Here is a 13,001-nt window from a genome sequence, read left to right as displayed (position 1 = left end):
GGAGGCACCCCTAGGGCACCCCGCAGGAGGTGTGGGTGCATGGTGGGTGTCATTGGGTTGGCAGTGTGGAGTTGCTGGTCAGGCATTGTCGGGTGGTGGTGGGGCATGAGTCCGTCATCCGGGTCCGATGAACGGCGCACACACGGTGCGGGAACGGCGCCCGCGCACCGGTGCGGATCGGTAACGGCGCGGACCGGGACGCGTTCTCTCCCCGTCGCCTCCCGCCTGCCCGGCGCGACCGTTCCCCGGATCCGGGCGCGAAGAGAATCGGCGTTCCACGGCACGGCCGCCCCCCGGCAGGCGCGACCACTACGCGCGACGAATTGACGGGAGTCGCCGGCCGGTTGATGTGCCGGGGGCGGGCGACCCGGGGGCGCGGAATGGTCGACCCTCGCGCCGGGAGGCGAATGGCGGCCTCGTGGCGGCACGCACCGATCGGTCAGGTGCGAATGGTGCCACGACCGACCGCGGGGCTCGACACCGCGGTCGGGGATTCGGGCCGGTCGGGACGCGCGGCGCCGGACGGGGCCTGCGCGGCGGGTGTCGTCGCCGGCGGGCGGCGTCCGCCGGGGCGCGCCACAGACGCGCTGGTGGGGCCACCGCACGCGGACGCGGTGGTGCGGCTGCCGCGTTCCGGCGCCGGTCACCACCGCGTCCCACGGTCCGCCGTCGGCGAGCTGGCCCGTGCGTACGGGCCAGCTCGCCGAACTGCGTCGGGCCGTCAGTTGCCGCTGTCGAGCACGTTCCCGTCCTGCGGGCGCAGGGCCCGGGAGCGCCGGAAGTCGCGGTGCACGAAGATCCGCTGGAGCCACCGGTCGTAGCCGTCGTAGCGGGGCGTGAACTCGGTCCGGCCGTGCAGGGCCAGTCGGTTGTCGACGAACGCGAGGTCGCCGGGCTCCAGGATGAACGTCCGGCGGACGGTGCGCAGCGCGTCGCCGAGCATCGACAGCGCCTGCGTGGCCTCCGGGTCGAGGGGGAACGAACTCTGGAAGTCAACCTGGACGTCCGGGTCCTCGGGGCTGCCGCTGAGGATGCCGTGCGGTTCCGGCGCGCTGCGCAAATCGCCGAACGACGCCGGCGGTTCGGTGACGAACCGTGGCTCGTGCAGCACCTTGCGGACCTGCTCGGGCAGCAGGGGCAGCGCGTTGCGGATCGACGTCACCTGCAACCCGGCCACGTTGTCGTGGTCGTTGCGCAGGCAGTGCAGCCCGACGTAGTCCGGACGGTAGACGTGGAAGGCGTTCTCCACGTGCATGGACAGCGTCACCGAGCCCGCGTTGCCCTGGAACTTCTCCATGCCCGGCACCGGCACGACGTCCTGCACCAGCGCGCCGCTCTTCTCCTCCTTGAAGGCGATGAGCTCACCGAGTTGCAGCCCGAGCAGCACCTGCGCGGCGGCGGGCACGGTGGACTCGCGCTGTGCCGAGCCGGCCACCGTGGGCGTGCACGGCAGCTCGTCGGCGTCCACGGGCAGGTTCCGCACCAGCAGCACGGCGTCGGGCCCGGGATCCCAGGCGAAGCGCCGCACCATCTGGCGCAGGCGTACGGGCAGGTTGCTGGAGAGCTCGCGGGCCGTTTCGAGCCAGGCGGCCGAGTCCACCAGGCGCGGCGGTCGGCCCGCCAGGTAGCGGGCGATCGTGTCGACCTCGATGTTCTCCTCGCGGGTCAGGACGATCGAACGGTCTGTACTACGTGTGGGCTGGACGTCGACGGTCACGCCGAGCCTCCTCTGCTGAGGTCCGAGACGGTGTGGGGGTGGAGCGATCGGTCAGTCGTCGTCCTCGTCGTCGTCCCAGAACGCGTCCTGCAGGTGCTCCGCGAGCTGCCGTGGCGTCGGGTTGGCGAACAGGTCGGCGAGCTGTACCGGCATCGACAGTTCGGTCCGCACCCGCTGCACGAGCTGGGCGCCCAGCAGCGAGTGGCCACCGCTGGCGAAGAAGTTCGAGTCCGCGTGCAGGCCCGGCCGGTCGAGCATCTCGGTCCAGATCCCGACCAGGGCGGCGGTCGTCTCGTCCGGCGGGTCGACCTCGGCCGCCGCCCGCGCCGCCGCGAGCGCGACGAGGGCCGCGCGGTCCACGGTGCCCGCCACGGTGACCGGCAACTGGTTCAGCACGACCAGGTCGGGCGTGAGCGGCAGGGCGGCACGGGCGTGCTCGCGCAGCCGCTCCGCCACGTCGGGCTTGCGGGACTCGACGAACGCGACGACCGTGCCGTCCTGCGCGTCGCCGGTGGACCCGACGGCGGCGACCGCCTCCACGTCCGGGTGGGCGGCGAGGACGGACTCGATGTCGCGGAGGTGGATCCGCTGGCCGGCGACGCGTACGTGGGCCGACAGGGGGCCGACGACGTCGATCCGGCCGTCCGGCAGCAGTCGCGCGAGGTCCCCGGTGCGGTGGAACCGTCCGTGCGTGGGGTGCTCGCCGAACCGGGCGGCGGTCAGCTCCGGCCGGCCGTGGTAGCCGGCGGCCAGCGTGTCGCCCGCGACGCACAGCTCCCCGCGTACGCCGATGCCCAGCTCGTGATCGGTGCCGGGTTCGGTGACGAACACGCGGGTCGCCGGGAGGACGCCGGTGCCGTCCCGTCCGCCGTCGAGCGCGGCGTAGCCGGCGACGCCGGGCGTGGTGTAGCCGTGGTACGGCGTGCCGCCGGTGGCGCGCAGCTGCGCGGTGAGCGGGCGGGGGAGCGGTTCGTGGGCCACCAGGACGGCGCGGCCCGCGAGCCGGTCACCCGCGTGCTCGACCACCTGGCGCCACACCGCCGGCGGCGCCTGCACCACGGTCACCTCGTGCCGCTGGACCAGCTCGCCGAGCGCGTGGCCGTCGGCGCGGGCCTGGTCGGGGGCGACGACGACCCGGCCGCCGGTGGTCAGCGCGACCAGCAGCTCCGTCAGCGCCGCCTCGGTGGCGGCGCTGCCCAGCCAGGCGGTGACGGCCGGCCCGGTGGCGGCGACCCGCTTGGCGAGCCGCGCTACGGCGCAGGCGAGCGCCCGGTGGGTGACGGTCACCGCGAGCGGGGCGGGCGCGTCGAGGTCGTACTCCAGGTAGGCCACCGCGTCGAGGTCGACACCGGACGGCGCGTCGGTGCGGACCGCGTCGGCGGCGGCGGGGACGGCGGGGATGCGTACCGCGCCGGGCACGGGGAGGCCCTCGGCCGCCAGCACCGGGGCGGCACCCGAGTCGGCCAGCCGCGCGGCGAGGTCGGGGATCGGCTGCGTCGGATCGAGCAGGACGCAGCGCCTGCCCGCCAGCCACACGCCGAGCCACGCGGCGGCCAGCTCCGCGCCGCGCGGCGCCAGCACGGCGACCGTGCTCCCGTCCGAGTCCGCGACCAGGTCCCGGGTGGCGAGCGCCGCCGACCACAGCCGGCCGTACGACACGTCGTGGGTGCCGTCCTGCATCGCGACGAGGTCCGGGCTCGCGGCGACCGTCGCGTGCACGGCGTCCAGCACGGACGCCGTGGTGGCCGCCTCCGGCGGCGACGCCGGCAGGGCGAGGTCGTCCGTGCCCCGGCGGGACAGCTGTGCCACCGGCCGGTCCAGGTCGTCGCCCAGCCGCACGAGCAGCGCGTCGTACCGTTGCAGCAGCAGCCCGACGTCGGCGGCGTCGAAGGCGTCGACGCAGAACGCCGCGCGGACGGTGGTCGCGTCCTCGCCCGGCATGATGAAGAACTCGAGGTCGAAGCGGCTGTAGCCGTTCTCCACCATGACGTGGCGCACCGGCATCCCGGTCAGGGTGGCGGAGGCGTCGACGGTGCCGGGCACGTAGTTGAACAGGTGCCGGAAGAACGAGCTGCGCCACGAGGACGGCGCATCGCCGAGCACGGCGGGGGAGACGTGCTCCAGCGGTACGTCGGCGTGGCTGATCGCCTCCAGGAAGGTGCTGCGCGTCTGCTTGACGACGGCGCGGAAGTCGGCGTCCGGGTCGACCCGCACCCGCAGCGGCACCAGGTTCGCGTGGTAGCCGATGGCGTTCATGCTGCGCTGGTCGCGCACGTTCACCGGGGTGCCGATGACCACGTCGGAGCCCGCGCCGTGCTGGGCGAGCAGCACCGAGTACGCCGCGAGCAGCACGACGGCCTCGGAGGCGCGCAGTTCGCGCTGGAAGCGGCGCACCACGGCGCGGGCCGGCGCGGAGAGTTCGTGGTGGACGGTGCGGGCGCGCAGGGACGGCGCCCCGACGGGCGGCAGGGCGCACCACAGGCCCGCCTCGGCGGCCCGCAGCCCGTCGAGGTTCTTGCGCCAGTACGCGACGCTGCGCTCGTTCGGGGCGCGCTCCGCGAGCGCGGCCATCGGGGCGTCGTCGGGCCGGCCGCCCGCCGCGAGCGCCTCGTAGCCGGCGAGCAGCTCGCGGAGCAGGATCGTGGTCGACATGGCGTCGAAGTTCAGGTGGTGCACGACGACGCAGCACACGTCGGCGTCCGCTCCCGCGCGGATCCCCGCCCGCAGCAGGGGGCGGCCGTCGATCTCGAAGGGCTCGGCGGCGAACGCGGTCAGGTCGGCGTCCATCCCGTCGTCGCCGGCCGGGATGTCCACCACGGGCACGTCGAGCTGGTCGGCGGCGAGCACCTCCCGGGTCAGCGTCGCGTCGTCGGAGCGGAACACGGTGCGCAACACCTCGTGCCGGGCCAGCACCGCCCGCAGCGCCGCCGTGAACAGCCCGCGGTCGATCCGGCCGGCCACCTCGAAGGCGACCGCCACGTTGTTGACCCCGGTGTCCGGCACCAGCCGCTCGAGCAGCCACATGGCTGCTTCCTTCCTGCTGGCCGCGATGCTCATGCTCACTCGTCCCCTCGGTCGGTGTCGGCGCAGACCTCGGCGAGCCGCGCCACGGTCCGGTTTTCCAGCACGTCGCGCAGCGACAGGGTGAGCCCCCGCCGGCGTGCCTCGTTGACCAGTTGGGCGGCGCCGAGGCTGGTGCCGCCCCGGACGAAGAAGTCGTCGTCGACGCCGATCGAGGAGACGGCCGTGTAGGTGGCGAAGAGCTCGCAGAGCAGCGCCTGCAACTCGTCGGCCGGTGCCCGCCCGCCCGGGGTCGCCGCGGCCTCCGGCGCCGGCAGGGCCGCCGTGTCGAGCTTGCGGTTCACGGTCAGCGGCAGCGCCGGGAGGCTCACCACGGCGCTCGGCACCATGTACTCCGGCAGCGTCTCGGCGAGGTCCTTGCGTAGCTGCTGCGCGTCGATCCGCGCGCCCTCCCCGGGCACGACGTACGCGACGAGCTGCTTGACCTCCGGCGTGTCGGTACGGATCACCGCCGCCGCGTGCCGCACCTCGGGACGGCGCAGCAGCGCCGCCTCGATCTCGCCCAGCTCGATGCGGTAGCCGCGGATCTTGGCCTGGTTGTCGACCCGCCCGCAGAACTCGTATTCGCCGTCCTCGGTGGGCCGGACCCGGTCGCCGGAGCGGTACATGCGCGAGCCGGGCGGGCCGAACGGGTCGGGCAGGAACCGCTCGGCGGTCAGGCCCGGCCGGTGCAGGTAACCCCGGGCGAGCTGGCCGCCCGCGATGTGCAGTTCGCCGATCTCGCCGGTCGGCACCGGGCGCAGCTCGTCGTCCAGCACGTGGTAGCGCACGTCGGGCATGGGCTGGCCGATGGGCAGCGGCCCCGGCGGCACCGGCTGGTCGGGCTCGATGACCACGGTGCTGCACCCGACGGTCGTCTCCGTCGGGCCGTACTCGTTGACCACCCGCGCGCCGGGGTGCCGGCGGCGCCAGGCGTCGATGGTCTCGCCGAGCAGCAGTTCGCCGCCGGCCATCAGCTCCCCGGTCGGGGACGCCTGGGCCGGCAGCGCGGTGAGCAGCGGGATGTGCGACGGCGTCACCTTGACGAAGGTGGGCCGCTGCTGCCCGGCCGGTCCGGCGGCGGGCGTGCCCATCTCCTCCAGGGCGCCGATGTGCACGCAGCCGCCAGTCATCAGCGGCGCGTAGAACGCGGTGACCGTCAGGTCGAACGCGAACGAGGAGTGCAGCAGCGCCCGGCCGCGTACACCCGGGTAGGACCGCACGACGTGGCGCAGGTACGTGCCGAGCTGGCGGTGCTCGATCACCACGCCCTTCGGGCTGCCCGTGGAGCCGGAGGTGTAGATGACGTACGCGACGTTGGCGGGCCGCAGCGGGGTGAGCCGGTCGGCGTCGGTGACGTCGGTGTCCGGCTGGCCGGCGTACGCGTCCGGGTCGTCGAGCAGGACCCGCGGCAGGTCGGCCGCCGGCACCGCGTGCTGGTCGTCGCCGGTGGTCAGCAGCAGCATCGGCCGCGCGTCGGTGAGCATGTGCTCCAGCCGCTGCGCCGGGTAGCTGAGGTCCAGCGGCAGGTAGGCCGCCCCGGCCTTGAGGGTGGCGAGGGCGGCGACCACCAGGTGCGCCGAGCGGATCCCGATCGCCACGAGCCGCTCCGGGCCCGCGCCGAGCGACACCAGCCGGTGCGCGAGGCGGTTCGCCTCGGCGTCCAGCTCGGCGTACGTCCTGCGGTGCTCGCCCCACACGACGGCGATGGCGTCCGGGGTGCGCCGCACCTGTTCGGCGAACAGGTCGGTGAAGAGCGCGGGCTCGCCGCCCGCCGGGCCCGGTGCCACCGCGCTACCCCGCGATCCGCTGACCGGCGTCCGCACCGGTCATCAGGCCGGAGACCGTCGCGGCGACGTCGGGGTGGCGCAGCATCTGGTCGTGGTCGACGGCGAGCGGGATGGTGCGCCCGAAGCCCTGCCCGCGCTGGGTCGAGTGCGCGGAGGTGATCGCCGTCGCCGTCGCCCACTGCGGGGCGGGGTCGATCTCCGTCGCCGCCCGCAGGTAGCCGACGAACGAGGCGAAGCTGCCGCCCAGTTCGGCCCGGACGTCGTCGTCCAGGCCGAGCCGGCGGCCCGCCACGTCGATCGCGTCGGAGAAGATCCCGGCGAGCGCGGGACCGATGAGGGTGAGGTCCTCGAGCCCGTGCTTCTCCTGCACCGCCTGGCCGTCGGCGTGGAACGCGGTGATCTCCTCGGGGGTGAGGATGGTCTTCAGCGCGTCCGCGGCGGCGTGGAAGTCCCGGTACAGCCCGACGATGTTGGGCAGCTCCGGGTCCAGCAGGACCAGCCTGGGCGCCTCGTCCTGCGACTCGGCCAGCCGGGACGCGAGGGGGGCGGCGAACACCGCGCCCACGCAGTAGCCGATCACGGTGTCGACGGTGCGTTCCCGCCGGCGTACGCCCTTCGCCCACCGCTCGACGTAGTCGGCGCCGGACATGGTGTCCTCGGCGCCGGAGGCGGGTGCCACGGTCTCCCAGATCTCGCCGGGCGCGCTCAACAGGGGCACCAGGTCGCGGAAGCACGCCTGGGTGCGGCCGGTGCTGGTGAAGTCGACGGTGAGCGTGAGGCCGCCCGGCCCGCCCTTGCGCAGTATCTGCCAGGAGTTCTTCTTCACGATGGGATCCCTCGTCGTAGCGGTGCGTACGTTCGTCGTTCAGGGGTGCGGCCCGTGCGCTCCCGGTCGCGGGCGCTCAGACGCGGGCGCTGTCCTTCAGGTACCGCAGGATCACGGCGCCGCCGAGCACGACGGTCCAGCCCGCGAGCACCACGGCGGCGAGCCCGAGCCGGGCGGTGTCCTCGAACGGGCCGTGCCCGATCTCGGCCAGCCAGTGGCTCGGCATGATCGCGGACGCCGTCTGCATCCAGTCGGGGAACGCGACCGACGGGATCAGCGCGCCGCCGAGCACGCCGAGCAGCATGTGCGAGACGGAGGTGAGGACCTGCACGCTCTCGGCCGTGGCGACCTGGCCGATGAAGACGCCCAGCAGCGCGAACGGCAGCGTGCCGAGCCACACCCCGAGCACCAGTTGGAGCCAGCCGCCCACCGGCAGCCGGACGCCCTGCAACAGCGCGCCGGTGAGCGCCACCGCCGCGATCGCCGGCAGCGCCACCACCATCGCCGCGGCCAGCTTCGCCGCCAGGTAGGAGGTCGGGGACAGGGGGGTGATGCGCAGTTGGCGCTGCCATCCGGTGGACCGCTCGATCGCCACCCTCGTGCCGACGTTCAGCGCGACGAAGATCGCCCCGAAGGCGGCGAGACTGCCGAGCAGGTGCTCACTGAAGTTGATGCCGGCGCCTCCGCCCGGCCCACCGCGGGCCAGGTTGGCCTGCATCATGTCGAACAGGTTGGCCTGCATCAGGTAGAGCAGCGTCGGGAACAGGAACGCGACGATCCAGAACTTGCGGGCGCGGATCACCCGCTTCACTTCGAGCTTGAGGAAACCGGTGCTCATCAGGCGGCCCCGCCCTTCGTCGCGGTGAGGGCCAGGAACGCCTGTTCCAGGCCGAGGGCACCGATCTCGACGTCGTACGCCTGGGGAAAGCGCGCGAACAACTCGCGGGCGGTGGCGTCGGAGTCGGAACTGACGATCTCGACGCGCTGGCCCCGGGCCTCGGCGGTCATCACGCCGGGCAGCAGGCGCAGCTGCTCGACCGTCGCGTCCGGGACGGTGGCCGACAGCGAGCGGCCCGCCACCACGGAGCGGATCTCCGTGACCGTGCCGTCGGCGATGATCTTCCCGGCCTGTACGAGCACCACCCGGTCGGCGAACTCCTCTGCCTCCTCCATGTAGTGGGAGGCGAACACCACGGTGCGCCCGGAGTCGGTGAACTCCCGCATGGCGGCCCAGAACACGTGGCGGGACTCGACGTCCATCGCCACCGTCGGCTCGTCCAGCACCAGCAGCTTCGGGTCGGACACGAGGGTCATGGCCAGCCGCAGCCGCTGGCGCTGACCGCCGGAGAGCCGGCTGCGGCGGTCGGCGACGTCGGTCAGGTCGGTGCGGCGCAGCACCTCGGCGATCGGCAACGGGGCGGTGTGCAGCGACGCCACCACCGTGAGCAGCTCGCGGATCGACACGTCGTCGAGCAGCGCGCCGTCCTGGAGGGTCGCCCCGATGACGCCCCGGGTGATGGCCTCCCGGGGGGTGTGCCCGAAGACGCGGATCTCGCCACGGTCGGGGCGGGTGAGCCCCAGGATCATGTCGACGAGCGTGGACTTGCCCGCGCCGTTGGGCCCGAGCAACGCGACCACCTCGCCGGGAGCGATCCGCAGGTCGATGCCGTTGACGGCACGCACGTCGCCGTAGCTCTTGTGCACGTCCGCCACGTCGATCGCCTGTGGGTCCACCGCACCGAGCGTGGGTGTGGCCACGAGGTTCGCGATTGCGTTGCTCATTGATTTCCCCATTTAGATCGGTGCGGGTATGCGAATAGTATTTAGCAGCGCCAGGGAACGGGAGCCAGAAATTCCGGGGCCGCCGCCGCGAGAATTGGCGTCCGAGGTGCCTTATTCCGGGGTGGTGAGGGGTGACCGTAGGGGTTACCCCGCGATGGCCGTACCCGCCATCGTCGGACCTGTCGTGGTCCTGGGCTGCGCATTCCGTGGCCTGTGCGGGGAGGTGTTCGTGACACGTCAGAGCTGGAACGGTGACGGTCATTCGTCGACCGTCGACGCGGGAACGGATGTCATGGGTCGTGACGACGCCACGGCCGAGTTGTTCGCCTTTCCACACACCGACTTCTTTCGGGAAACCGTGACGGGCACCGAACGGGAATTGGCCGGTAATCGGCCCGTCAATTCCGCCGCCCCGCGAACCGTCGCGACCGGCCGGCCCGGTCACCAGGTGGTGAGCTGACATGGACCGCCTCGCCGCCGCCACCGAGCGGGCCGACCGGCTCGGGCCGATGCTCGGCACCTTCCTGCACCGTTTCCCGGCCGACGACCCCGGCACGGACGGGCCGCTGCGCGGCACGCTGATCGGCGTCAAGGACGTCGTCGCCGTCGCCGGCGCGCCGAGCACCTGCCAGAGCGTCGTGCACGACGCGAGCTGGTGGGCCGACCGCGACGCGACCGTGGTGGCACGGCTGCGCGCGGCGGGCGCGGTGATCGTGGGCAAGACCACGATGGCGGAGCACGCGCTGTCCCGGCCGGACCCGGACGCGTCCTTCCCGGTGCCGCGAAACCCGTGGGACCCCCACCGGTGGACCGGCGGGTCGAGCTGCGGCAGCGCCAACGGCATCCCCGCCGGGTTCTTCGACGCGGGTGTCGGCACCGACAGCAACGGCAGCATCCGGATCCCGGCCGCGCTGTGCGGCGTGACCGGGCTGAAGCCGACGCAGGGCCTCCTGCCGGCGGCGGGCGTCCGCCCGCTGGCGCGGTCGGTCGAGACGACGGGTCCACTGGCCCGTACGGCCCGGGAGTGCGCGCGGCTGCTCGCCGTGATGGCGGACCGGCCCGCGGAGCTGTCCCGGCCGGCGCTCGCCGACCTCGCGGGCGTCCGCGTCGGCGTCCCGGGCGACCTCGTGCGGTACGCCGCCGCGCTGACCGACGACACCGCCGCCGCCTTCGACGCCGCGCTCGACGAGCTGCGCGCCGCCGGGGCGGAGGTCGTCGACGTGCCCCTCGACGAGGCGTTCCCGCTCTTCGCCGCGCAGCTCGTGACGATGCTGGTGGAGGCGTTCGAGGTGCACGGGGCGCAGTTCCGGGCGCGCTGGAACGACTACGGCCGGCCGTTCCGGTGGAACGTCGCGCTCGGCGGCGTGCTCCCGGCGGAGACGTACCTGCGGGCCCAGCGGGTGCGTGGGTGGGGCGCCGAGGCCCTGCGGGCGCGGTTGCGGGACGTGGACGTCATCGCCACGCCCGCCTGGCCGTCCGCCGCCCCCCGCTACGACGACCAGGCCAGCCTCCAGACGATCTCCTTCCTGCCCAGCATCTGGAGCGCGGTCGGCTTCCCCGCGCTGGCGCTGCCGATGGGGGCCGACGGCGACGGGTTGCCGCTGTCGCTGCAACTGGCCGCCGCCCCCGGCCGCGACTTCGAGCTGGCCGCCGTCGCCGATGTCTACCAGCGGCGTACGGGCTGGCACGAGCGCGAGCCGAAGCTGGAGGTCGTGACGGACCTCGCGGCGGTCTGCGCCCCGGAGGCGCCCGCCGACGGGGTCGACCCCGTCCGGCGGGAGCGGCTGGCCCAGGCGTTCGGCGAGCTGGGCGTCCCGCTGGGGGAGGGGGACCTCGACCAGGTGACCATGACGTGGTCGAAGGTCCAGGCTCTCGCGGGGGTGCTGCCGGAACTCCCGGTGGACGTGCCGCCGTTCGTCGCCACCACGGGGTGAGCCGCCGGGGCGCGGGTGTCGCGCACGTGGCGGACGCACGGGTGAGGCATGCGTACGACACGGTCGGAACGTGACGCGGCGGGGGTTGGTTCTGTCGCCGGTCGACGGCAGCCTGTGAAGCATGGATGACGTCGTGATCGAAGTGGACGGGCTGCGGCGCAGCTACGGGGAGTTCGAGGCGGTGCGGGGGATCTCGCTGCGGATCCAACGCGGCGAGCTGTTCGCCCTGCTGGGCACCAACGGTGCCGGCAAGACCACCACCATCGAGGTCCTGGAGGGACTGCAACCGGCCACCTCCGGCCGGGTCCGGGTGCTCGGGCTGGATCCGGTGCGGGAGCGGGCCGCGCTGCGCCCCCGGACGGGGGTGATGCTCCAGCACGGCGGGTTCACCGGTGCGCTGACCGTCCGGGAGACGGTGGAGATCTGGCGCTCCCTCACCGTCCGGCCGCAGACCACCGCGGAGGTGCTGGACCTGGTCGACCTCGGCGGCCGGATGAACGTGGCGGTCGAGCAGCTCTCCGGCGGCGAGGGCCGGCGGCTGGAGCTGGCGCTGGCCGTGCTCGGCCGCCCGGAGGTGCTCTTCCTCGACGAGCCCACCACCGGCATGGACCCGGCCTCCCGGCGCCGCACCTGGGACGTCGTCCGCGAGCTCCAGAAGGGTGGGACCACCGTCCTGCTCACCACGCACTACCTGGAGGAGGCGGAGGTCCTCGCCGACCGGGTGGCCATCATGCGGGGCGGGAGCATCGTCGCCACGGGCGCCCCGGAGGACGTCGTACGCACCCTGCCCGCCCGGATCAGCTTCCGGCTGCCGGCGACGGACGCCCTTCCCGACCTGCCGCACGCCGCCCGCATGGTCGACGGCGACCGGGTCACGTACGAGTCCCGCCAGCTCCAGAGCGACCTCACCCGGCTGCTCGAATGGGCCAACGCGGGCGACATCCGACTGGCGTCCCTGTCGGCCCGACCGGCCACCCTGGAGGATGTCTTCCTGGACATCGCCGCCGACCACGACCAGACCGACCAGCACGCGGAACCGGAGGCCGCCCGATGAGCGGGACGATGACGACGCAGAGCCCCACCACCACCGCCACCCCGCGCGACCGGGCGACCAGGCCGCTCTGGCAGATGGCCGCGATGCTCAAGATGGAGCTGCTGGCGCTGCGTCGCAACTGGACGGCCACCGCCATGTCCGTGGTGACCCCGCTGATGATCGCCATCCTGCTCGTCAGCGAGTACGGCGGCCAGACGGTGCCCGGCGTCCGCCGGGTGGTCAGCATCACCACCCTGATCATGGTCTTCCTGGTGCACCACCACCTGACCACCGTGTACGCGTCGCGCCGCCAGGAGCTGGTGCTCAAGCGGCTGCGGGCGGGGCTCGCTTCGGACCGCACCATCCTGCTCGGCACGGCCAGCAGCACCGTGGCGATCTTCCTCGCCCAGTTCGTCGTGCTGGCCGGCTACGCCCTCCTGGTGCTCGACCTGCCGATGCCGAAGAACCCGCTGGTCATGGCGGTGGCGCTGCTGATCGGGTCCGCGATCCTGGCGGCCTTCTCGGCGGCCCTCTCCGCGATCACCCGCAGCTCCGAGGCGGCCATGCTGACCACCCTGCCGAGCCTGGTGATCTTCCTGGCCACGCCGGGTGCGCTGCTGCCGCTCGGCGCGCTGCCGGAGTCGCTGGAACGGATCCTCTGGTTCCTGCCCATGGGGCCGTTCACCGAGATCATGCGCGTCGGCTGGCTCGCCCGCACCGACGAGGGCCAGGCCCTGAGCTTCGCCGGGACGCTTGTCGAGTCGCTGCCCTCCTTCGGGGTGCTGCTGGTCTGGCTGGCGGTGTCGCTGTTCACGGCCGCCCGGTACTTCCGATGGGAGCCCCGGCACGGATGATCGAG

10 protein-coding genes are annotated in these 13,001 nt (G+C 73.6%); 4 read left to right on the top strand and 6 right to left on the bottom strand.

From position 1 onward, the window contains the following. Positions 1-721: 721 nt before the first annotated feature. From ACGFNF_RS05140 to ACGFNF_RS05115, 6 genes are all read right to left on the bottom strand, one after another. Positions 722-1,717 carry a TauD/TfdA family dioxygenase gene (locus ACGFNF_RS05140; RefSeq protein WP_393165845.1) on the bottom strand — a complete coding sequence of 332 codons (996 nt, stop codon included), beginning with the start codon at positions 1,715-1,717 and terminating at the stop codon, positions 722-724. Between the two features lie 51 nt (positions 1,718-1,768). Next, complete coding sequence (locus tag ACGFNF_RS05135; RefSeq protein ID WP_393165843.1) at positions 1,769-4,774, bottom strand: condensation domain-containing protein; 3,006 nt, start codon at positions 4,772-4,774, stop codon at positions 1,769-1,771. Between the two features lie 2 nt (positions 4,775-4,776). Then, positions 4,777-6,567 (bottom strand): amino acid adenylation domain-containing protein, encoded by a 1,791-nt coding sequence (locus ACGFNF_RS05130; protein ID WP_393165841.1) that lies wholly within the window; start codon positions 6,565-6,567, stop codon positions 4,777-4,779. 4 nt (positions 6,568-6,571) lie between these two features. After that, positions 6,572-7,393 (bottom strand): hypothetical protein, encoded by an 822-nt coding sequence (locus ACGFNF_RS05125; RefSeq protein ID WP_393165839.1) that lies wholly within the window; start codon positions 7,391-7,393, stop codon positions 6,572-6,574. A 76-nt stretch (positions 7,394-7,469) separates the two neighbouring features. Continuing rightward, positions 7,470-8,231, bottom strand: a complete 762-nt coding sequence (locus tag ACGFNF_RS05120) for an ABC transporter permease (RefSeq protein ID WP_357578084.1) — start codon at positions 8,229-8,231, stop codon at positions 7,470-7,472. Next, positions 8,231-9,175, bottom strand: a complete 945-nt coding sequence (locus tag ACGFNF_RS05115; protein WP_311414529.1) for an ABC transporter ATP-binding protein — start codon at positions 9,173-9,175, stop codon at positions 8,231-8,233. Before ACGFNF_RS05115 ends, ACGFNF_RS05120 begins: the two co-directional genes overlap by 1 nt. A gap of 154 nt (positions 9,176-9,329) precedes the next feature. Between ACGFNF_RS05115 and ACGFNF_RS05110 the strand changes: the two genes are divergently transcribed. The 4 genes from ACGFNF_RS05110 (at position 9,330) to ACGFNF_RS05095 (ending at position 12,996) form a co-directional block, all read left to right on the top strand. Next, on the top strand, positions 9,330-9,635 hold the full coding sequence (locus tag ACGFNF_RS05110; RefSeq protein ID WP_357578085.1) for a hypothetical protein: 306 nt from the start codon (positions 9,330-9,332) through the stop codon (positions 9,633-9,635). 1 nt (position 9,636) lies between these two features. Further along, positions 9,637-11,109, top strand: a complete 1,473-nt coding sequence (locus tag ACGFNF_RS05105) for an amidase (protein ID WP_393165837.1) — start codon at positions 9,637-9,639, stop codon at positions 11,107-11,109. A gap of 121 nt (positions 11,110-11,230) precedes the next feature. After that, positions 11,231-12,163: an ABC transporter ATP-binding protein gene (locus ACGFNF_RS05100; RefSeq protein ID WP_393165835.1), complete on the top strand. Its 933-nt coding sequence runs from the start codon at positions 11,231-11,233 to the stop codon at positions 12,161-12,163. Positions 12,164-12,171: 8 nt separating this feature from the next. After that, positions 12,172-12,996: an ABC transporter permease gene (locus ACGFNF_RS05095; RefSeq protein WP_393165832.1), complete on the top strand. Its 825-nt coding sequence runs from the start codon at positions 12,172-12,174 to the stop codon at positions 12,994-12,996. The last annotated feature ends 5 nt before the right edge of the window (positions 12,997-13,001 follow it).

The organism is Micromonospora sp. NPDC048868 (genome assembly GCF_043198195.1).
GTDB classification, from domain to species: domain Bacteria; phylum Actinomycetota; class Actinomycetes; order Mycobacteriales; family Micromonosporaceae; genus Micromonospora; species Micromonospora reichwaldensis.
This window is presented reverse-complemented; position numbering and strand designations above follow the sequence as displayed.